The sequence below is a fragment of the Pedococcus dokdonensis genome, assembly GCF_900104525.1.
Classification (GTDB): Bacteria; Actinomycetota; Actinomycetes; order Actinomycetales; family Dermatophilaceae; genus Pedococcus; species Pedococcus dokdonensis.
Genome location: NZ_LT629711.1, coordinates 210,207 through 228,171, shown reverse-complemented (window position 1 = coordinate 228,171; position 17,965 = coordinate 210,207). Strand labels below are relative to the sequence as shown.

The 17,965-nt window shown below is 70.5% G+C and carries 22 protein-coding genes; 12 read left to right on the top strand and 10 right to left on the bottom strand.

Features of this window, described 5'->3' with window-relative positions:
* Positions 1 to 146: 146 nt before the first annotated feature.
* The 4 genes from BLQ34_RS01155 to BLQ34_RS01140 are packed head-to-tail and all read left to right on the top strand — an operon-like array spanning position 147 to position 3,320.
* Complete coding sequence (locus BLQ34_RS01155; RefSeq protein WP_091780379.1) at positions 147 to 1,067, top strand: ABC transporter substrate-binding protein; 921 nt, start codon at positions 147 to 149, stop codon at positions 1,065 to 1,067.
* Positions 1,067 to 2,017: an amino acid ABC transporter permease gene (locus BLQ34_RS01150; RefSeq protein WP_091780376.1), complete on the top strand. Its 951-nt coding sequence runs from the start codon at positions 1,067 to 1,069 to the stop codon at positions 2,015 to 2,017. The genes BLQ34_RS01155 and BLQ34_RS01150 overlap by 1 nt, the downstream gene beginning before the upstream one ends.
* Entirely contained in the window at positions 2,017 to 2,958 is a 942-nt protein-coding gene (locus tag BLQ34_RS01145; RefSeq protein WP_091780374.1) for an amino acid ABC transporter ATP-binding protein, read from the top strand. Before BLQ34_RS01150 ends, BLQ34_RS01145 begins: the two co-directional genes overlap by 1 nt.
* A complete protein-coding gene (locus BLQ34_RS01140) occupies positions 2,958 to 3,320 on the top strand; it encodes a S24/S26 family peptidase (RefSeq protein WP_091780371.1) in 363 nt (120 codons plus the stop codon). The genes BLQ34_RS01145 and BLQ34_RS01140 overlap by 1 nt, the downstream gene beginning before the upstream one ends.
* 19 nt (positions 3,321 to 3,339) lie before the next feature.
* Here BLQ34_RS01140 and BLQ34_RS01135 read toward each other — a convergent pair whose 3' ends face one another.
* Positions 3,340 to 4,020 carry a hypothetical protein gene (locus tag BLQ34_RS01135; protein ID WP_091780368.1) on the bottom strand — a complete coding sequence of 227 codons (681 nt, stop codon included), beginning with the start codon at positions 4,018 to 4,020 and terminating at the stop codon, positions 3,340 to 3,342.
* Between the two features lie 254 nt (positions 4,021 to 4,274).
* Here BLQ34_RS01135 and sodN point away from each other — a divergent pair, with 254 nt between their 5' ends.
* The 3 genes from sodN (at position 4,275) to mctP (ending at position 6,904) form a co-directional block, all read left to right on the top strand.
* Complete coding sequence (gene sodN, locus BLQ34_RS01130; protein ID WP_091780365.1) at positions 4,275 to 4,673, top strand: superoxide dismutase, Ni; 399 nt, start codon at positions 4,275 to 4,277, stop codon at positions 4,671 to 4,673.
* A 348-nt stretch (positions 4,674 to 5,021) separates the two neighbouring features.
* Complete coding sequence (locus tag BLQ34_RS01125; RefSeq protein WP_231961383.1) at positions 5,022 to 5,231, top strand: DUF3311 domain-containing protein; 210 nt, start codon at positions 5,022 to 5,024, stop codon at positions 5,229 to 5,231.
* Positions 5,228 to 6,904, top strand: coding sequence for a monocarboxylate uptake permease MctP (mctP, locus tag BLQ34_RS01120; protein WP_091780363.1), 1,677 nt, complete (start codon positions 5,228 to 5,230; stop codon positions 6,902 to 6,904). The genes BLQ34_RS01125 and mctP overlap by 4 nt, the downstream gene beginning before the upstream one ends.
* Before the next feature lie 107 nt (positions 6,905 to 7,011).
* On the opposite strand, the gene BLQ34_RS01115 is transcribed toward mctP, so the two are convergent.
* The 3 genes from BLQ34_RS01115 to BLQ34_RS18640 form a co-directional block, all read right to left on the bottom strand.
* Positions 7,012 to 8,313 (bottom strand): HD-GYP domain-containing protein, encoded by a 1,302-nt coding sequence (locus BLQ34_RS01115; RefSeq protein WP_091780359.1) that lies wholly within the window; start codon positions 8,311 to 8,313, stop codon positions 7,012 to 7,014.
* Positions 8,313 to 9,767: an HD-GYP domain-containing protein gene (locus tag BLQ34_RS01110; RefSeq protein WP_091780356.1), complete on the bottom strand. Its 1,455-nt coding sequence runs from the start codon at positions 9,765 to 9,767 to the stop codon at positions 8,313 to 8,315. The genes BLQ34_RS01115 and BLQ34_RS01110 overlap by 1 nt, the downstream gene beginning before the upstream one ends.
* Positions 9,768 to 9,828: 61 nt before the next feature.
* Complete coding sequence (locus tag BLQ34_RS18640; RefSeq protein WP_157692845.1) at positions 9,829 to 9,981, bottom strand: hypothetical protein; 153 nt, start codon at positions 9,979 to 9,981, stop codon at positions 9,829 to 9,831.
* A 324-nt stretch (positions 9,982 to 10,305) separates the two neighbouring features.
* Here BLQ34_RS18640 and BLQ34_RS19495 point away from each other — a divergent pair, with 324 nt between their 5' ends.
* The gene (locus tag BLQ34_RS19495; RefSeq protein ID WP_369791897.1) at positions 10,306 to 10,380 is read left to right on the top strand and encodes a 50S ribosomal protein bL37; all 75 of its coding nucleotides are present in this window, start codon (positions 10,306 to 10,308) and stop codon (positions 10,378 to 10,380) included.
* Positions 10,381 to 10,474: 94 nt separating this feature from the next.
* Here BLQ34_RS19495 and rsrA read toward each other — a convergent pair whose 3' ends face one another.
* On the bottom strand, positions 10,475 to 10,756 hold the full coding sequence (rsrA, locus tag BLQ34_RS01105; protein WP_231961382.1) for a mycothiol system anti-sigma-R factor: 282 nt from the start codon (positions 10,754 to 10,756) through the stop codon (positions 10,475 to 10,477).
* Positions 10,753 to 11,403 (bottom strand): sigma-70 family RNA polymerase sigma factor, encoded by a 651-nt coding sequence (locus BLQ34_RS01100; RefSeq protein WP_091789022.1) that lies wholly within the window; start codon positions 11,401 to 11,403, stop codon positions 10,753 to 10,755. The genes rsrA and BLQ34_RS01100 overlap by 4 nt, the downstream gene beginning before the upstream one ends.
* 237 nt (positions 11,404 to 11,640) lie before the next feature.
* Between BLQ34_RS01100 and BLQ34_RS01095 the strand changes: the two genes are divergently transcribed.
* Positions 11,641 to 12,183 carry a ferritin gene (locus tag BLQ34_RS01095; RefSeq protein ID WP_091780351.1) on the top strand — a complete coding sequence of 181 codons (543 nt, stop codon included), beginning with the start codon at positions 11,641 to 11,643 and terminating at the stop codon, positions 12,181 to 12,183.
* An 11-nt stretch (positions 12,184 to 12,194) separates the two neighbouring features.
* Here BLQ34_RS01095 and BLQ34_RS01090 read toward each other — a convergent pair whose 3' ends face one another.
* On the bottom strand, positions 12,195 to 12,827 hold the full coding sequence (locus BLQ34_RS01090) for an alpha/beta hydrolase family protein (RefSeq protein ID WP_091780349.1): 633 nt from the start codon (positions 12,825 to 12,827) through the stop codon (positions 12,195 to 12,197).
* The gene (locus tag BLQ34_RS01085) at positions 12,824 to 13,726 is read right to left on the bottom strand and encodes an SOS response-associated peptidase (RefSeq protein WP_091780346.1); all 903 of its coding nucleotides are present in this window, start codon (positions 13,724 to 13,726) and stop codon (positions 12,824 to 12,826) included. The genes BLQ34_RS01090 and BLQ34_RS01085 overlap by 4 nt, the downstream gene beginning before the upstream one ends.
* Positions 13,727 to 13,830: 104 nt before the next feature.
* On the opposite strand from BLQ34_RS01085, the gene BLQ34_RS01080 reads away from it, so the two are divergent.
* The 3 genes from BLQ34_RS01080 to rsgA are packed head-to-tail and all read left to right on the top strand — an operon-like array spanning position 13,831 to position 16,737.
* Entirely contained in the window at positions 13,831 to 14,370 is a 540-nt protein-coding gene (locus tag BLQ34_RS01080; RefSeq protein WP_172829332.1) for a DoxX family protein, read from the top strand.
* Positions 14,357 to 15,685, top strand: coding sequence for a 3-phosphoshikimate 1-carboxyvinyltransferase (aroA, locus tag BLQ34_RS01075; RefSeq protein WP_091780343.1), 1,329 nt, complete (start codon positions 14,357 to 14,359; stop codon positions 15,683 to 15,685). The genes BLQ34_RS01080 and aroA overlap by 14 nt, the downstream gene beginning before the upstream one ends.
* On the top strand, positions 15,682 to 16,737 hold the full coding sequence (gene rsgA, locus BLQ34_RS01070; RefSeq protein ID WP_091780341.1) for a ribosome small subunit-dependent GTPase A: 1,056 nt from the start codon (positions 15,682 to 15,684) through the stop codon (positions 16,735 to 16,737). Before aroA ends, rsgA begins: the two co-directional genes overlap by 4 nt.
* Here the strand turns inward: rsgA and BLQ34_RS01065 are convergent.
* Positions 16,678 to 17,304, bottom strand: a complete 627-nt coding sequence (locus tag BLQ34_RS01065) for a hypothetical protein (RefSeq protein WP_091780338.1) — start codon at positions 17,302 to 17,304, stop codon at positions 16,678 to 16,680. The two genes, rsgA and BLQ34_RS01065, sit on opposite strands and share 60 nt — an antisense overlap.
* A complete protein-coding gene (locus BLQ34_RS01060) occupies positions 17,304 to 17,837 on the bottom strand; it encodes a hypothetical protein (protein ID WP_157692843.1) in 534 nt (177 codons plus the stop codon). Before BLQ34_RS01060 ends, BLQ34_RS01065 begins: the two co-directional genes overlap by 1 nt.
* Positions 17,838 to 17,965: the final 128 nt, after the last annotated feature.

The window sequence follows — 17,965 nt, the reverse complement described above, 5'->3', positions numbered from 1 at the left end:
CATCGTGGCACAGCGACGACCTCGAAACCACCGTCGTGACGCGAGTGTGACCCGCATCGCCTTTCTGAGTGGCAGTATTCCGGTCAGTCCCCCGTGGCGCCGCGCACCTGCGCGCCACCCGGCATACGAGGAAGGAACCTCACCGCATGACCCACCGCCTGCGCCCCACCACGCTCCTCATCGCGGGGTTGGCCACCGCTGGACTCGCCCTGTCCGCCTGCGGATCCGACAGCCTGTCGGAGAAGCCCTCGGCCTCGAGCAGCTCCTCCTCCGCCACCTCGGCTGCCGTGGACCCGGCGCTCGTCGCCAAGCTCCCCGCGAAGGTCAAGTCCGCCGGGAAGATCGTCATCGGCACCGACGCCACCTACCAGCCGAACGAGTACCTCGACGCGGACGGCAAGACCGTCATCGGCATGGACGTCGACCTGTTCGACGCCGTGATGGCCAAGTTCGGCGTGAAGACGGAGTGGGTCCCCACCGGCTTCGACCAGATCATCCTCGGGGTGACCAGCGCCAAGTACGACGTCGGCGTCTCCTCCTTCACCGTCAACGCCGAGCGTGAGAAGCAGGCCACGATGGTCAGCTACTTCACTGCGGGCACCCAGTGGGTCACCCAGAAGGGCAACCCCAAGAAGGTCGACCCGGCCAGCGCGTGCGGCCTGAACATCGCCGTCCAGAAGGCCACCGTCCAGGCCGACGAGGACCTGCCCAAGCGCAGCAAGGAGTGCACCGACGCCGGCAAGAAGGCGATCAACCCGATCGTCGACGCCGACCAGGCCAAGGTGACCTCGGCCGTCATCACCGGCAAGGCCGACGCCATGCTCGTCGACCTGCCGCCGGCGATCAGCGCGGTCGAGACCACCCAGGGCAAGCTCGAGCTGCTCGGTGAGCAGTACGACTCGGCTCCCTACGGCTACGTGCTGCCGAAGGACCAGACCGAGTTCGGCCAGGCCATCGCCGACGCGCTGAAGGCCCTCGAGGCCGACGGCACCTACAAGTCGATCCTCACCAAGTGGAAGACCGAGGGCGGCGCCATCAAGGACTTCGCCGTCAACCCCCAGCCCTGATGACTGACACCGCTGGATCGACGGACCGGCCGGGCAAGATCCACGCCCGGCCGGTCCGGCACCCCTGGCGCTGGGTCGCCATCGCAGTGATCGCCGTGATCGCGGCGATGATGGTGAGCTCGCTGGTCACGAACCCCAACTGGAACTGGTCGTTCGCGTTCGAGATCATGCAGCAGAAGCCCGTCATCGAGGGCCTCTGGAAGGGCACGATCTTCGGCACCATCGGGGCGATGGTCCTCGGCATCGTCCTCGGGATCGCGCTCGCCGTGATGCGGCTGTCGGGCAACCCGGTGCTGCGTGGCGTCGCGTTCGTCTACACGTGGTTCTTCCGGGCGATGCCGCGCTACGTGCTGCTGGCGATCCTCGGTGGCGCGATCGCGGTGCTCTACAACCCGATCGACGTCGGCATCCCGTTCGGCCAGCAGCTGTCCAAGGCGCTCGGGCTCGACACCGACCTGACCTTCTTCAGCTTCAGCTGGAACGACATCTCGTCGTCGATCTGGATCGGCATCCTCGGGCTCGGTCTCTCCGAGGCGGCCTACATGGCCGAGATCGCGCGGGCCGGCATCCTCTCCGTCGACAAGGGGCAGACCGAGGCGGCCCACGCGCTCGGCATGCCGCCGGGCAAGACGATGCGGCGGATCGTGCTGCCCCAGGCGATGCGCGTGATCGTGCCGCCGACCGGCAACGAGACGATCGCGATGGTCAAGGACACCTCCCTGTTCATCGCGGCCTCGATCATCACCGAGCTCTACTTCCAGGCGTACGGCTTCGGCTCGCGCAGCTTCCAGATCGTGCCCGGGTTCATGGCGGCGACGCTGTGGTACCTCATCGTCTGCTCGATCCTGATGGTCGGCCAGTACTACCTCGAGCGCTACTACGGTCGCGGGTTCGGGGCTCCCTCGAAGGCCACCCGGCGCAAGCTCGACACGATCACGGCAGGCCACTGATGAGCACCCAGACCAGCACCGACACCAAGCAGTCCGACCGCTCCGACACCCCTCTGGTCCACGCCGTCAACGTCACCAAGGCGTTCCACGGCAACGAGGTCCTCAAGGGCATCGACATGGACGTCCACACCGGCGAGGTGGTCTGCCTGCTCGGACCGTCCGGCTCGGGGAAGACGACCTTCCTGCGGTGCATCAACCAGCTCGAGACGATCGACGGCGGCCGGATCTGGGTCGACGGCGACCTGATGGGCTACGAGGACCGCAGCGGCACGTTGCACCGCCTCAACGACAAGCGGATCGCGGCCCAGCGCCGCGAGATCGGCATGGTCTTCCAGCGGTTCAACCTGTTCCCCCACCTGACTGCCCTCGAGAACATCATGGAGGCGCCGGTCCAGGTCAAGGGAGAGAAGAAGAAGGCGGTCCGCGGTCGGGCCATGGAGCTGCTCGCCCAGGTCGGTCTCAAGGACAAGCCGAACGCCTACCCGGCGCAGCTCTCCGGCGGGCAGCAGCAACGGGTCGCGATCGCCCGCGCGCTCGCCATGCAGCCCAAGCTGATGCTCTTCGACGAGCCCACCTCGGCGCTCGACCCCGAGCTGGTCGGCGAGGTGCTCAAGGTGATGCGCCAGCTGGCCCAGGACGGCATGACGATGATCGTGGTGACCCACGAGATGGGCTTCGCCCGTGACGTCGCCGACCGGGTGGTCTTCATGGACGGCGGTGTCGTGGTCGAGCAGGGGCCACCCGGCGAGGTGATCTCCAACCCCCAGCACGAGCGCACCCGCAGCTTCCTGCGTCGGATGCGGCAGGAGGAGGAGGCCCACCAGCAGGCGCGGGAGGAAGCGCTGGACGAAGGCGTCCTCGGAGACCTCACCAGCAGCGACCGACCGGCTGACGCTGAGGGACCCGCTGACAGCGACCGGAGCACGGGCGGCGCGGGCTGATGCCCGTGGGGCTCGGTGTCGTCGTCGTCCGCGGACGGTCCATGGAGCCCACTCTCCACACCGGTGACCGGATGGTCGTGCTGCACGGCGCGCCGCCCCGGCTCGGCCGGCTCGCCATCGTCAGGCTGCCCGACGACCCGGACGGCAACCCGCGACCGCTGGCGATCAAGCGGGTGACCATGCGCGACCCGGCCGACCGGCGACGCTACTGGGTCGAGAGCGACAACCAGGGCGCCCTCGGCGTCGCCGACTCGTGGACCCACGGCATCGGCTCGCTGGCCCGCGACCAGATCCGCGCGCTCGTGCTCTTCCGGATCCCCGACCGCGTCCGGCTCCCCGGCCGCCGCCGGCTCCGCCGCTGACCCGACCTGGCGCGAACCGCTAGTCGATGAGAAAGCCCGGTGACACGCTGCCGACGTCGGGGAACACCGAGCGCAGGTCGGCGTCCAGGGAGGTCAAGACCCGTCTGCCGGCCTCGACGTCCCCGCGCGAGGCCAGGCGGATGTGCACGGCGAGCGTGCCTTTCAGCTCCGCGTCGTTGGCGGCGAGGTCGAGGATGGCCATGTCTCCGGGGCCGCACCGTGCCCACAGCGCATACCGACCCGTGAATCCCTCGCCGTCGAACGCGCCCTCCCCCGCTCGTCGACAGTTGGTCGACCTCCGCTCGGTGCGTGCGGCCAGGAGATCGGCGGGTGGGACAACCGCCGGCGAGGCACCGATGAACACCCCCGGGGTGGCGTAGCCGTCGTACAGGCCGTCGATGCGTGGTGAGCTGATGATGGCTGCACCGATGGTCTTGTTGTCATCGTTGAGCCAGTTCGTGGTGCTGATGTCGAACCATTCGAGCGGCACCTCCGTCGACACGTCGCCCGAGTCTGCGGACACCTCCCGGTAGCCCTTGGTGCCCGCGACAGGAAGGTCCGAGTCGCTCGTGGGGATCGCCGCGAGCTGTTCCGCCAGGGCATGGAAGCTCCTGATGGTGCGTGGTGCCTCTGCAGTGGCCGCCTGTGTGGGCGCGGGGTCATCGCCGAACTGGAAGAACAGGGCGATCACCGCGGCCATGCCGGCGAGGAGGCTTCCGCCAGCAGCGACACCGGCGCTGGTGAGCCTCCGACGCGCCGGAGCCGGGTGGATTCTGGGCGAACGACTGGGCATCGCACCTCTCCGGTCGGCGAAGCATCTCGTCGCGACGCTAGCGGGCCGCCACGCGCCAGGGATCCGTCGTTTGACGTGGCGCAGGGGCGCCGTGCGACCCGCTGACCCGCGGGGTAGGGTCGAAGGTCCACGAGACCATCCACTTCGCAGAAGGGATTCGCATGCTCTCCCGCATTCTCCGCACCACCGAGGTCAGCGCCCACTGCGACCTGCCCTGCGGTGTCTACGACCCCGCCCAGGCCCGCATCGAGGCCGAGTCGATCAAGGCCATCATCGCCAAGGTCGCCGACAACGACGACCCCGACTTCCGGACCCGCGCGATCATCATCAAGGAGCAGCGCTCCGAGCTGGTCAAGCACCACCTGTGGGTGCTGTGGACCGACTACTTCAAGCCGCCGCACTTCGAGAAGTACCCGCAGCTGCACACCCTCGTCAACGAGGCGACGAAGCTGGCAGGCGCCTCGGGCACCAAGGGTGAGCTGGACGCGGCCAAGGCCGACGAGCTGCTCGCCAAGATCGACGAGATCGACAAGATCTTCAAGGAGACCAAGGCGGCCTGACGCCCCACTCCCCAGACGCCCGTCCCGCACCGTGGGGCGGGCGTCCTGCGTCGTCGGCACTTCTGGCTACCCATGCCCCACCAGACGCCCTGATCCGGCGCTGCACCGGGCACGGGTGGCCAGAAGTGCGGGTGGTTGGTGCGGAAGTGACCAGTGGGAGATCCCACAGTTACCCGCGAGTCGGGCATACGGTGCAGAGCGGACCTCCCACCGGTGAACCGGGGGCGGCCCGCCGTGCTCGTCCTGCCCCCACCCGCGCACACTCGGAGGTTCGAAGGTGACTACCGACAACGATGTCGACCACGACACCGTCCCCCGGCCAACAAGACCCTGCTGGCGATCGCCGGCGTGCTGCTGGCCATCCCGATCATCGCCCTGATGTGGGTGAGCAGCTACTCCAAGAAGGATCCCGTCCTCTGGGGGTTCCCGTTCTTCATCTGGTATCAGTTCCTCTGGGTCTTCCTCTGCTCCGGCATGACCTACACGGCGTACCGGTTGGTGCTCAAGGCCCGCCCGCACCGCCCGATGACCTCTGAGACCGAGCAGGCCGGCCGATGACCGCCCTCGCGCCCGCCGCGACCGGGACCGGTGTCAACGGTGTCGCGCTGACCGTCCTCATCGTGCTGTTCGCGCTCGTCACCGGGATGGGTTTCTGGGCCACCCGGTGGCGCAAGGCAGAGAGCATGGAGTCGCTCGACGAGTGGGGCCTCGGCGGCCGCCGCTTCGGCACGTGGGTGACCTGGTTCCTGCTGGGTGGTGACCTCTACACGGCATACACGTTCGTCGCGGTGCCGGCGGCGATGTTCGCGCTCGGTGCAGTCAGCGGCTTCTTCGCCGTCCCCTACACGATCGTGCTCTACCCGATCATCTTCGTGTTCATGGCCCGGCTGTGGTCGGTCAGCCACCGGCACGGCTACGTGACCCCGGCCGACTTCGTCAAGGGACGTTACGGCTCGCGCGGCCTGTCCCTCGCCGTCAGCATCACCGGCATCCTCGCGACGATGCCCTACATCGCGCTCCAGCTCGTCGGCATCCAGGCCGTGCTCGAGGTGGCCGGCCTCGGCGGCAGCAACGCGCTCGCGAAGGACCTGCCACTGTTCATCGCGTTCGCCCTGCTGGCCGCCTACACCTACTCCAGCGGCCTGCGCGCCCCGGCGGTCATCGCGTTCGTGAAGGACACCCTGATCTACCTCGTCATCATCGTCGCGGTGATCTACCTGCCGTCGAAGTTCGGTGGCTGGGACGCGATCTTCGGTGCGGCCGAGGCCAAGATGGCCAAGCCCAGCGTCGCCGACCCGAGCAAGCCCACGGGCGCGTTCATCCCGGGCGCCCAGCAGCACTGGGCGTACGCCACGCTGGCCCTCGGCTCGGCGATGGCTCTCTTCATGTACCCGCACTCGATCACGGCGACCCTGTCGAGCTCGAGCCGCAACACGATCCGGCGCAACGCCTCGATCCTGCCCGCCTACTCGTTCGTGCTCGGCCTGCTGGCCCTGCTCGGCTGGGTGGCGATCGCGGCCGGCACCAAGCCGATCGGGCTCGACGGCAAGCCGAACGCCCAGCTGGTCATCCCCCAGCTGTTCGAGGACACCTTCCCGAGCTGGTTCGCCGGTGTCGCCTTCGCGGCCATCGCGATCGGGGCGCTCGTCCCCGCGGCGATCATGTCGATCGCGGCCGCGAACACGTTCACCCGCAACATCTACCGCGACTGGCTCAAGCCCGACGCCACCCATGCGCAGGAGGCGAAGGTCGGCAAGCTGGTCTCGCTGCTGGTCAAGGCGTTCGCGCTGATCTTCGTCCTCACCCTGGACAAGCAGAACGCGATCAACTTCCAGCTCCTGGGTGGCATCTGGATCCTGCAGACCTTCCCCGCGATCGTCTTCGGGCTCTACACCCGCTGGTTCCACCGCTGGGGCCTGCTGGCCGGCTGGGCCGTGGGAATGGTCTACGGCACCATCACCGCCTACAACGTCATCAACCCGACGACCAAGGGCCACTTCGGCGGTTCGCTCGCGATGATCCCGACGCTGGGCAAGCTGGGCTACATCGCGGTGACCGCGTTCGTGCTCAACCTGCTCGTGGCGGCCATCCTCACCCTCATCCTCAACGCGCTCAAGGTGGCCCCCGGCCACGACGAGACGATCAAGGGCGACTACTTCGCCGACGCGGGCGACCCCCGCGTCGAGAAGAACCGCGACATGGACGTGCACCTGACCACCGGCACGCCGTAGCGCCGTAGCGCCGTAGCGCCGTAGCAAGCACACCGCGGGCGGTGTCGGGACGAGGTCCCGGCACCGCCCGTCGTCGTCGCCGGGCGATCCCCCGGTATGCCGTGTGCTCAGCCGGTCGACAAGGGCGTGCGCCCGCGGCGGCGCTCCAGCACCCGGGTGAGGGAGTCGACGACCCTGGGGTCGTACTCGTAGCCGAGGCCGAGGTGGATCCGCTCCATCGCGCGCTCGTCGCCGTCGGCCGGCGTCGAGAGGTCGTCGTAGGCGTTGGCCACCTTGATGATGCGGCTGGACATCGGCAGGTCCTGCCCGAACTCGCGGACCTGGCGGTAGGGGGTGGTCTGCGCCTCGAGGATGGTCGCGACGTTGTTGAGCACACCGGTGGTGCGGACGATCTCCGCCCCGTCGTGCGCGATCCGCTGCTGGTCCGCCGGCGCCGCCATCACGGTGGCGCCCTGGGGGATCGGGGCCCGGAGGGCCACCTGCCCCAGGTCGTGCAGCAGCGCGGCATACTCCAGGTCGGTGAGCTCGCGCTGGCCCATGCCGAGGTCGCGGCCGACGGCCACCGAGAGCTCGGCGACGCGCTCGGCGTGGGAGGTGCGCGTGTAGCCGGCCCGGTCGGTCAGCGACGACAGCGCCCCGATGGTCTGCCGGTAGGTCGTGCGGATCGAGGAGTAGCGCTGCACCGCGAAGTAGGTCAGCAGCAGGGGGAAGAGGAACAGCGGCAGGGCCGCCACGCCGACGGCGAACTCCGCGAGCGCGATGAGCGCCCCCGACGTGACCAGGGCAGTGGCCAGCCCACCACTGGAGCGCACCCCGTCGACGATCGACCGCACCAGTGGCGCGTGGTCGCGCCCGGCGCGGACGGTCGCCTCGACCGTGAGCTCGACGACCATGGCCACGGTGCCGACCACGAGCATGACGATCGCGACGAGCCAGCGCTCGCTGCGCCAGATCTCCTGCCACTGGATCAGGGTGTGGTCGGAGAACTCGACCGAGCGGTAGATCACCGCGGCGCTGGCGGCGGCGAGGAGGCGCGCCGCCGTCCCTCCCCAGCGCGCCGAACCCGTGACCAGCCGCAGGATCAGGAGCCCGCCCACCATGCCCACCGAGATGGTGGCCACGACGACAGCGGCATCGACCTGCCGCTCCCCCGGGTCCGACAGGGCCGTCAGCGCCAGACCCAGGGCCGCGGCGGTCGACATGGGGGCCGTCTCGCGACCGGTGAGGATGGTGATCCGGGCCGTCTCGCCCAGCGCGATCGCCACCAGGAAGAGCAACAGCTCGAGGGCGACGCCGCCGGCCAGGCGACCGACCGAGCCGAGGGACAGCCACAACGAGACCAGGACGCTCCCGGCGAAGAGCACCCCGACGGCACCCCTGAGGTCGATGCGACGCAGGCGCTCACGCATCAGCGCACCTCACCGTTCGCGGGGTGCAGCCCCGCCGCACGACCGGTGATCCGCGTGCGCAACCGGTCGGTGAAGGCGATGTGGTCCGACACCTCGGGCTCGTCGTGGTCGAGCGCGATCCCGGCCGAGGCCAGCTCGTCGGGGGTGCGCTCGGTGGGGGCCCACTCGTGCCGCGACAACGACTTGACCAACAGCTCGACGATCTGGGGGTCGAACTGGGTGGCCGCCTGTCCGCGGACGACCTCGAGGGCTTCGTCGGCGGACAGGGCCGGCCGGTAGGAGTGTGCGGAGGTCAGGCACTCGAACGCGTCGGCCACGGCGATGATGCGGGCTGCCAGGGGGATCGCGTCCCCCACCAGCCCGTCGGGGTAGCCACGGCCGTCGAAGCGCTCGTGGTGGTGGGCGATGCCGTCCACCGAGCCGGAGAGGAAGTCGACGTCCTTGACCAGCTCCACCCCCGCCAGCGAGTGGGCGGACATGGTCACGAGGTCGTCGTCGGTGTGCGCCTGGCGCGAGCCCAGCAGCCGCGTCGGCATGGCCACCTTGCCCACGTCATGGAGCATCCCGGCCGTGCGGATGTCCTGGATCTCCTTGTGCCCGAGGAGCATCGCCTCGGCCATCCACTCCGCCAGCTGGGCCACCCGCTCACTGTGGCCGGCGTTGTGCGGTTCCTTCGTCTCCACGGCCGTGACCAGGGCCCGCAGGGTGCGTTCGTGGGCCTGGAGCTCGTCGCCGTACTGCGCGAAGGCCCACCGGGCCACGAACAGCGGGGCCAGGACGAGGACCGCGCTGAACCAGCCCACCTCCGCCGGGATCCACACGACGGCGAACAGGAACCCGATCAGGCCGTACCCGATGTAGGCCGGCCCGGTGGTGCCCAGCAGCCCCCAGATCTGGGTGCGCAGCGGGATGGCGGTCGCGACGTTCTGGATGCCGGCCAGCAGGAGCGCGTTGACGACGCACTGGGTCACGTCGGCGGCCAGGAGGGGAAGGCCCACCTGGAGGAGCAGCGAGGAGGCGGAGTGCAGGGACGTGACGTCGGCCCGTCCCCCGACCGTGAGGTAGGCCAAACCACCGACCGCGCCGACGACGGTGAACATGGCGGTGTTGAACACCCGGACGCGGGGAGGCATCGTGCGGACCCGCAGGAGGTTCGCCCCGCCGCCGACGATGGCGGCGCCGACCGGACCGGTGATGACGATCGAGGCGAGGACGACGATGCTGGTGAAGGAGAAGCTGATCCGCGTCCCGACGAAGTTGTCGCGGCCGATCGAGCTGGCCACCGCGACCAGCGTGAGGACTGCGAGCGCGGGCACGTTGGACGGTGGACCACCCACCACCCAGGCCAGCGAGCCACTCGCGAGCGCGAGCAGCCAGACGAAACCGATGAACAGGGCCACTCGGAGGGCGCCCGGGTCGGTGCCAGCAGACTGGCGCGACGACGACGGACTCATGCTCCTCAACCTAGCGGCCCGGAGGGCAACCTAGCGGCCGGACGGCCAGCTCAGGGAAGGGTCAGGCACGCCATTCCCAGCCACGCTCGGCCTCGCCGAGACGCCACTCCCAACCGGAGTCCGCGAATGCCTTGGTGGGACCGTCGGCCGGGGTCCAGACGAGGGAGTCGTCCTTGCCGAGCATGGACTCGAAGATGGTGGTGATCGCCTTCATGGCAGATGCTCCTTCTGTCTGAGGTCCGACTCGTCCGTTCGGCTACTTCAGACCATCAGTTGTCGCTAACCGCCAGGGGTGCGGGTCGTCGACAGGACTATGATGCCGCTCAACCTGCAGCCTTGGGCTCCTCCTTGCCTGTTCTTTGCCAAACCTTGAACAAGGCATCCCACCTTCTCGGGGCCGACTTCGGCCCTTTGGATGGGATTTGAACGAACAAAGTTAAATTAACGCCGTGTGAGATGTCGCTCCCCGCCAGCTGTGAGACAATCGCCCGGCACCGGTGCGGATTCGCGCCAAACCACCACGTACGGAGTGACTCCCATGAGCAAGCGCGCCCGCAAGCGTCGCTCGCGCAAGGGCAACGCGGCCAACCACGGCCGCAAGCCCAACGCCTGAGCCAGCGCCACTACGCACGAGACGGGGCGGCCGGATCCACTGGATCCAGCCGCCCCGTCTCGCGTCCGCGCCTCGTGAGGGGCGCCGCACCGGCCTACTCGGAGATCTCGTACCTGATCGTCGTGATGCGGGCCATGATCGAGGTCCGCAGCTCCACCGGCGCCTCCTCGCAGGCGCAGGACCGCTTGACCAGCGCCTTCAGCGCCTGGTCGAGGTCGTACTGGTGGAGGCAGGGGCCGCAGGCTTCGAGATGCTGCTTGATCTTGACGGTGTCGGCCGTCGTCATCTCGCCATCGAGGTACTCGTAGACCCGGTGCAGGACCTCCGAGCAATCCGACCCGGCAGCCTCTCCCGGTCCCATCTCTTCGCAGCTCATGAGTCCGCTCCCTGGGTGGCGAAGCCGCGCTCGGCGGCATACTCGGTCAGCAGCTCCCGCAGCTGACGGCGACCGCGGTGCAACCGCGACATGACCGTGCCGATCGGAGTCTCCATGATCTCGGCGATCTCCTTGTAGGCGAAGCCCTCGACGTCAGCGAGGTAGACCGCCATCCGGAAGTCCTCGGGCAGCTCCTGCAGCGCCCGCTTCACCTCGGTGTCGGGGAGGTGGTCGAGCGCCTCGGTCTCGGCCGAGCGCAGCCCGCTCGAGCTGTGCGACTCGGCGCGGGCGAGCTGGTAGTCCTCGATCTCCGCGGCGTCGGACTGCAGCGGCTCGCGCTGCTTCTTGCGGTAGCTGTTGATGTAGGTGTTGGTGAGGATGCGGTACATCCACGCCTTGAAGTTGGTGCCGGGACGGTACTGGTGGAAGGCGGCGAACGCCTTCGTGTAGGTCTCCTGGAGCAGGTCCTCGGCGTCCGCGGGGTTGCGCGCAGTGCGCAGCGCCGCGGAGTAGAGCTGGTCGAGCAGGGGCATCGCCTCGCGCTCGAAGCGCGCCTGGCGCTCGGCGGGTGTCTCGCTGGCCACGTCGACCGTGGCGTCGGGGGTGGCCTCGTCGACGATGATGTCGGTGGCGGGTGTCTCAGTCATTGCCCTCCAGCCTAGCCCCGCTTCGGCGGTGGCCGGGTTGTCGGTGGTGGCGGACAGGCCCAGTGCCACCGGGGCGGTGAGCGCGGCGCCGCGCGAGGGCGGTGCGGTCATGACGGGCACGAACGGGCTCCTGTGGTGCATCGGGCAGTACAGCTGGTCTGGGCGACCGCGACGACGGCCACCGCACTGTCCAACGGGGTGCCTTCCACCGGCATTCCCAGGCGCTACGGTTCCGGTATGTCGCGCGCCTCGGAACCGTCCTTCGTCCAGCTGCTCGCCGAGCAGGTCCGCCACGAGTTCACGGCGAGCCAGCAGTACGTCGCCATCGCGGTGTGGTTCGACGACCACGACCTCCCCCGGCTGGCGGCGCACTTCTACGCTCAGAGCGTCGAGGAGCGCAACCACGCGATGATGATGATCCAGTACATGCTCGACCGGGACTGGCCGGTCGAGGTGCCGGGCGTGGACGACGTGCGCGGCTCGTTCGGCAAGCCGCACGAGCCGATCGCACTGGCCCTCGAGCAGGAGAAGACGGTCACCACCCAGATCGAGGCGCTGTTCCGCGCGGCCCGCACCGAGGGTGACGTGCTCGGCGAGCAGTTCATGCTGTGGTTCCTCAAGGAGCAGGTGGAGGAGGTCGCCTCGATGAACACCCTGCTCAGCATCGCCCAGCGCGCCGGCGAGGACTGGTTCCAGATCGAGGACCACCTCGCTCGCGAGGCCGTCGGCGACGGCGGCAACGACGCCTCCGCCCCGGCCGCGGCCGGCGGCGCCCTCTAGCCCGGCGTCCCCTAGGGCAGCGAGCCGGCGAAGGCCACCGCCGCTGCCACCAGGTCGTCGGGTCGACGGGTGAAGCCGTGACCGCCCTTCACCACCGACACCCACGACGGGTCGGGCAGCTCTGCGCGCACCTCGTCAGGGGTGCCGAACGGGTCCCTCTCCCCCTGCACCACGTGCAGCGGTATGCCGTGTGGCACCGGTGCGCGCAGCTCGTCGGCACGTGACAGCTGCGGCTTGCCCGGCGGGTGGAGGGGGAACGCCAGGGCGAGCGCCGCGTCGGCCCCCACCTCGTGGGCGGTGCGGAACGCGACCCGCGCACCGTTGCTCTTGCCACCGACCACCAGCGGTCGAGGCAGCGCGCCGCGACCCGACGCCACGGCGGCAACGACCGGGAGCCAGGCCGGGTCCTGGGTCGCGGCGGGTGGTGGCATCTTCCGGCCCGCGACCACCCAGGCCTGCTCGACCAGGGCCACTGCCCATCCCGCGGCCACCAGGCCGCTGGCGACCGCCATGACGTCGCCGGCCCGGATGCTGCCGCCGGCGCCGTGGGTCAGCACGACCGAGCCGACGGCGCGCGGCGGACGGGTCAGGTGCACCCGTGCCGGTCCCAAGGGGGTCTGCACCTCAACCAGTCGCGCGCTCATGCGGGGTTCGGACCCCCGGCCGTCTCGGGGCCGGTGGCGACGTCGTGCGCTCCCCCGATGATCTCTCCGGTCATGGGGTCGACGACGCCGTCGAGCTCGTCGATGCCCGCAGGCTCGACCAGCTGGGGGCCGTTGCTGCGGTTGGACGAGACCGCCGTGCCGACCGGGTGCGCCTCGAAGCGGCCCGGTGAGGAGAACGCGAGGAGCCGGCCCACCTCGGCGGGGTCACTCATCGTCGGGTCGAGCCAGGTCGTCCAGTCGTCGCGCTCGAGGACGAGCGGCTGGCGGTCGTGGATCCGGTCGAGCCCGGGCTCCGCGTCGGTCGTGATGATCGTGAACGTCGTCAGCCACGCCTCGGGGTCGTCCTGGTCGGCGATCTCGCGGTCCCGCCAGAACTCGTAGAGACCCGCGAAGGCCACGATGTCGCCGTCGGCGCGGTGCATGAAGAACGGCTGCTTGCGCGGGTTGCCCTTGGCATCCTTGCTCACGGGGGACTTCTGCCACTCGTACCACCCCCGGGCCGGCACCAGGCAGCGTCTGGAGGCGGCGGCCCTGGCGAACGAGCCCTTCTCCAGGACCGACTCCGCCCGCGCGTTGATCATCCGCATGCCGATCTTGACGTCCTTGGCCCAGCTCGGCACCAGGCCCCACGTGAGCAACCGCAGCTGCCGCACGGGCGCCGGCTCCCCGGCATACCCCTCCTCGGTGTCGCGCGGGGTGCGCGACAGGACCACCGGCGCCTGCTTGCTCGGGGCCAGGTTGTAGTCGGGCGTGCCCGCGGGCGGCGACTGCGGGTTCTTGAGGATGCTGCGCGCCGGGTCGGCCGTCCGGTCCTGCTCGACCTCGAACTCCTCGACGAGCTCGTCGGGGTTCGCCGTGGCTGCGTATCGGCCGCACATGGTGGACAGGGTACGCAGCGACGCTGACCGGCCAATACGGTAGACAGGGAGGCGACGTCCGAACCACCCGACCGCAGCCTCCAGACACCCTCCCAGGAGTGACCATGACCCTCGTCCGCCGTGTGGCCCGGCCGATGCTCGCCGCGATCTTCGTCGTGCAGGGCCTCGAACAGCTGCGCCACCCGTCCGCGCTGACCCCGAAGGTGGCGCCCCTCGCCGAGCAGCTCGCTCCCCTGGGCCTGCCCGACGACCCGGAGCTGCTCGTCCGCGCCAACGGGGCCACGATGGTCGCCGGCGGCGCCCTGCTCGCCACCGGCCGCGTGCCGCGGCTGGCCTCGCTGGCCCTGGCCGGTGCGCTCGTGCCGACCACCTACGTCGGGCACCCGTTCTGGGCGGAGACCGACCCGGCCACCAAGCGCACCCAGCGGATCGGGTTCCTCAAGAACCTCGGCCTGCTCGGTGGCCTCCTGCTCGCCAGCGTCGACACCGAGGGCAAGCCCGGGCTGGCCTACCGCGCCGGCCTGGCCGGCAGCTCTGCGAAGCGCGGCGCCAAGCGGGCCAAGCGGGAGGCGAAGCACGCCGCCCATGCTGCCCGTCGTGAGGCCAAGCTGGCGGCATCCCAGGCGCACGATGCCCTCACCTGACCCAGCTCACCCGGCAGTGGCCGACTGGTCCACCCCGACTGCCGCACGCGCGGTCGACGCCGACGTCGCCCTGCCGGGCAGCAAGTCCCTCACCAACCGCTTCCTCGTCCTCGCCGCGCTCGCCAACGGTCCGTCCCGGGTGCGCCGGCCGCTGCGGTCCCGCGACACCCTGCTCATGGCGCAGGCGCTGCGGGAGCTCGGCGCCGGGGTGGAGGACGCCACCGCGCACGGCGCCCTCGCGCCGGACTGGATCGTCACCCCCGCCACCCTCGACCGCGGGGCCACCATCGACTGCGGCCTGGCCGGCACCGTGATGCGCTTCCTGCCACCGGTGGCGGCCCTGGCCCGCGGCCGGGTCACCTTCGACGGCGACCCCCAGGCGCGCGTCCGGCCGATGGGCCCGGTGCTCGACGCGCTGCGCGTGCTGGGCGCCGACGTCGCCGACGAGGGGCGTGGCACGCTCCCCTTCACCGTGCAGGGCACAGGGAGCATGCCGGGTGGTGCGGTCACGCTCGACGCGTCGTCCTCGTCGCAGTTCGTCTCGGCCCTCCTGCTGGCCGGGCCGCGGTACGACCAGGGTGTGACGATCCATCACGTCGGCAAGCCGGTGCCGTCCGAACCGCACCTCGAGATGACCGTCGAGACCCTGCGTGACGCGGGAGCCATCGTCGACGACGGTGCCGCGAACACCTGGCGGGTCGAGCCCTCTGAGGTCAACGGCCTCGACGTGCAGGTCGAGCCGGACCTGTCCAACGCCGCGCCGTTCCTCGCCGTGGCGCTCGTGGCCGGCGGCCGGGTCACGGTGCCGGGCTGGCCGCAGCACACCACCCAGGCCGGCGACGCGATCCGCGACATCCTCGACGCCATGGGCGCCGACGTGACGCTGTCCCGCGAGGGGCTGACCGTTCGCGGCACCGGCGAGGTCGGGGGCATCGACGTCGACCTGCACGACGCCAGCGAGCTGACCCCGGTGGTCGCGGCCCTGGCCGCCCTCGCCGACTCGCCCAGCGTCATCCGTGGGGTGGCGCACATCAGGGGCCACGAGACCGACCGGCTCGCCGCCCTCGCCACCGAGCTCGGGGCGTGCGGGGCCGCGGTGACCGAGACCGACGACGGACTGCGCATCGCGCCCGGCACGCTCACCGGCCGTCGGTTCCACACCTACGCCGACCACCGGATGGTCATGGCCGGGGCAGTCCTGGGCCTCCGGGTCCCGGGACTCGTCGTCGAGGATCCCGGCACGGTCGCCAAGACGCTGCCCGAGTTCGTCGACCTGTGGCACTGCGTCGTTGACCCCGGTGGTGGCCGACCGTGATCCGCCGGGCCTCGGACTACGACGAGAGCGACGTCCGCATCCGGCCGAGCCGTCGCGGTTCGCGGCCGCGGTCCAAGGACCGCCCGGCCCATGAGGACGCCGTTCCGGGATTCGTCATCGGTGTCGACCGCGGCCGCTACACCGTGCTGGTCGCCAAGGGCGCCGGAGGCAGGGACGAGCGCGGGAAGCCGTGGCCCGAGCGCACCGTCACCGCCATGAAGGCCCGTGAGCTGGGCCGCAAGGGCATCGTCGTGGGCGACGAGGTCGACCTCGTCGGTGACACGTCCGGCGGCCCCGACGGTCTCGCGAGGATCGTCCGGCTCACCGAGCGGCGCTCGGTGCTGCGCCGCACCGCCGACGACACCGACCCGGTCGAGCGGGTGATCGTCGCGAACGCCGACCAGCTCGTCATCGTCTCGGCGCTGGCCAACCCCGAACCCCGTCCCCGCATGATCGACCGCTGCCTCGTCGCTGCCTACGACGCGGGCCTCGACCCCCTGCTGGTGCTCACCAAGGCCGACCTGGCGGACGCCGACGCCTTCCTGGCCAGCTATGCGCCCCTCGACGTCCGCAGCGTGGTGACCGCCACCGGCGAGTCCGGCTTCGAAGGGCTCGAGGCCCTGCAGGAGCAGCTGGTCGACCGCATCAGCGTGTTCATCGGCCACTCCGGCGTCGGCAAGTCGACCCTCGTCAACGGACTGGTCCCGGACGCCCAGCGAGCCACGGGCGTGGTCAACGACTACACCGGCCGGGGGCGGCACACCTCGAGCTCGGCCGTCGCCCTCCGGCTGCCCGACCGCAGTGGGTGGGTGATCGACACCCCAGGGGTGCGGTCGTTCGGGCTGGCCCACGTCGACCTCGACCGCATCATCCAGCACTTCCCCGACCTCGAGCCCGGTACGGCCGAGTGCCCGCGCGGGTGCACCCACGACGAGGAGGAGTGCGCCCTCGATGCCTGGGTGGCCTCCGGTCGGGCGGGCCCAGCCGGCAGCTCACGACTGGAGTCCCTGCGCCGCCTCCTGCGGGCGCGGTCCGGCGAAGCCGCCGACTGAGTCGGACACCGGCTCGGACACCGGCTCGGTCTCCGGCTCGGTCTCCGCCGTCGGGCGCGGCAGCGGCCCCCAGGCCAGGTGCCCGGCCCAGGCGAGGGCCGCCGAGATGAGCGGCATGCCCCCGAGGAAGCCCACCCGCACGTGCCATGGCGTGGAGAGCATGTGCACCTCGTCGAGCCGCTCGGTCCACCAGAACAGCACCCCCGGGCCGACGACCGCGAGCGCCGCGACCGCCTTCGCCAGCCGGCTCCGTCGCCCGACCAGGGGGCCTGCGACCACCAGGGCGGGCAGCAGCGGCAACCCCTGCCCGAGGAACATGACCATTCCCGGCAGGATCGCGAGCCGCAGCCAGCGCCGCCGACCCCGCTGCCGGCGGGCCGCCGTGGCCACCCCCACCCCCGTGCCGAAGACGGCCGCGACCAGGACGATGGCGATGCTCCCCGACCAGCTGAACTCCGGCTCGGTGCTGACCATGCGCATCCACGCCCTCGCGAGCACTCCCCACGCCGCCCCCAGGCCGAAGCCGGTGAGGGCGGCGCGGAGCACCGCGTGCCGGGAGGTCGTCATCACCACTCCACGGGCAGGCACGCGAGTCGGTCCCCGGCGGTGCCGTCGGCGGCGGTCGGCTTCGCGTGGATGACCACCGAGCGCATCCCCGCGTCGGGGGTCCAGTCGACCCGTGCCGAGCTCTGCGCGTTGCCGCCGCCGTTCACCGTGATGTCGAGCCAGATCTCGGTCTGGTCGTTGACGACACGGGGTGTGGTCGAGTGGTTGTAGTGCCCCAGGGCGGCAGCACCGTTGCCGGCCACGCATGGCCCCAGGTGCAGGTGCGCGCCGAAGGTCTGGCCGGCCACCGCGGGGTCCACCCCGTGCACCACGAAGACGGCCTTGGTGCCGGCCCCGCCGACCATAGTGAGCTTGGCCCGCGCATGGTCGAACGGCCCCGCGGCGGCCGGGGCGAAGTCGCGCAGGTCGTCGTTGAAGTTGAAGGCCGCCCCGGCAACGGCGGGAGCGACCGCCGCGACGACCACCACGGCGGCCGCAGCCGCCGCGGCGGTGGCTGACCTGCGCCATAGAGGTGTGGACTGGATGTGTTGCATGGTGCTCTCCTTGCCCTGTGAGCAGTGGTGCTGACACCTCACCGACGCGACACGACGGCCCCGCGGGTGACACCGAGAATCCCCGAGATTCGTTGTCACCCAACGGCTCTGCTCACTCGTCTGTCGAG

Excerpts from the sequence above, each read along its gene's own strand:
- BLQ34_RS01155 (WP_091780379.1), top strand. The coding sequence starts at position 147 with ATGACCCACCGCCTGCGCCCCACCACGCTCCTCATCGCGGGGTTGGCC.
- BLQ34_RS01150 (WP_091780376.1), top strand. The coding sequence starts at position 1,067 with ATGACTGACACCGCTGGATCGACGGACCGGCCGGGCAAGATCCACGCC.
- BLQ34_RS01145 (WP_091780374.1), top strand. The coding sequence starts at position 2,017 with ATGAGCACCCAGACCAGCACCGACACCAAGCAGTCCGACCGCTCCGAC.
- BLQ34_RS01140 (WP_091780371.1), top strand. The coding sequence starts at position 2,958 with ATGCCCGTGGGGCTCGGTGTCGTCGTCGTCCGCGGACGGTCCATGGAG.
- BLQ34_RS01135 (WP_091780368.1), bottom strand. The coding sequence starts at position 4,020 with ATGGCCGCGGTGATCGCCCTGTTCTTCCAGTTCGGCGATGACCCCGCG.
- sodN (WP_091780365.1), top strand. The coding sequence starts at position 4,275 with ATGCTCTCCCGCATTCTCCGCACCACCGAGGTCAGCGCCCACTGCGAC.
- mctP (WP_091780363.1), top strand. The coding sequence starts at position 5,228 with ATGACCGCCCTCGCGCCCGCCGCGACCGGGACCGGTGTCAACGGTGTC.
- BLQ34_RS01115 (WP_091780359.1), bottom strand. The coding sequence starts at position 8,313 with ATGCGTGAGCGCCTGCGTCGCATCGACCTCAGGGGTGCCGTCGGGGTG.
- BLQ34_RS01110 (WP_091780356.1), bottom strand. The coding sequence starts at position 9,767 with ATGAGTCCGTCGTCGTCGCGCCAGTCTGCTGGCACCGACCCGGGCGCC.
- BLQ34_RS18640 (WP_157692845.1), bottom strand. The coding sequence starts at position 9,981 with ATGAAGGCGATCACCACCATCTTCGAGTCCATGCTCGGCAAGGACGAC.
- rsrA (WP_231961382.1), bottom strand. The coding sequence starts at position 10,756 with ATGAGCTGCGAAGAGATGGGACCGGGAGAGGCTGCCGGGTCGGATTGC.
- BLQ34_RS01100 (WP_091789022.1), bottom strand. The coding sequence starts at position 11,403 with ATGACTGAGACACCCGCCACCGACATCATCGTCGACGAGGCCACCCCC.
- BLQ34_RS01095 (WP_091780351.1), top strand. The coding sequence starts at position 11,641 with ATGTCGCGCGCCTCGGAACCGTCCTTCGTCCAGCTGCTCGCCGAGCAG.
- BLQ34_RS01090 (WP_091780349.1), bottom strand. The coding sequence starts at position 12,827 with ATGAGCGCGCGACTGGTTGAGGTGCAGACCCCCTTGGGACCGGCACGG.
- BLQ34_RS01085 (WP_091780346.1), bottom strand. The coding sequence starts at position 13,726 with ATGTGCGGCCGATACGCAGCCACGGCGAACCCCGACGAGCTCGTCGAG.
- BLQ34_RS01080 (WP_172829332.1), top strand. The coding sequence starts at position 13,831 with ATGACCCTCGTCCGCCGTGTGGCCCGGCCGATGCTCGCCGCGATCTTC.
- aroA (WP_091780343.1), top strand. The coding sequence starts at position 14,357 with ATGCCCTCACCTGACCCAGCTCACCCGGCAGTGGCCGACTGGTCCACC.
- BLQ34_RS01065 (WP_091780338.1), bottom strand. The coding sequence starts at position 17,304 with ATGACGACCTCCCGGCACGCGGTGCTCCGCGCCGCCCTCACCGGCTTC.
- BLQ34_RS01060 (WP_157692843.1), bottom strand. The coding sequence starts at position 17,837 with ATGCAACACATCCAGTCCACACCTCTATGGCGCAGGTCAGCCACCGCC.